Consider the following 289-nt stretch of genomic DNA (forward strand, 5'->3'; position numbering starts at 1 on the left):
GAATGGTACCAAACCTGATAAGCCAATATAACCCGATGGAGTTTTTTCTTCTTTGATATAGTAAGTTCCTGGGGTAAAGTTTTTAGGAAAGCTAAATTCTCCATTGTCAAAGTTTGCAATTTGCCCATCAATTACATTCCCTTGGCTATCCGTAATACCAATACGTGTCTGCACAGTTACTTTCTGTCCAGTCAGTGCATCAATTTTCTGCACTTTAACTTTATAAGTTGGAGGGCGGTTAATAATACGCTCACTAGTACCAGATTCAAAACTGATAGTTCCAGTCTCA

General features: G+C 38.1%; 1 protein-coding gene. It reads right to left on the bottom strand.

Annotated features, from left to right (window positions below; all coding sequences use genetic code 11):
- The coding region (locus tag C1G53_RS09665) for a prealbumin-like fold domain-containing protein (RefSeq protein ID WP_153046705.1) at positions 1-289 on the bottom strand (289 nt) is incomplete at both ends.

The sequence above is a fragment of the Streptococcus suis genome (assembly GCF_002960445.1).
Classification (GTDB): domain Bacteria; phylum Bacillota; class Bacilli; order Lactobacillales; family Streptococcaceae; genus Streptococcus; species Streptococcus hyiners.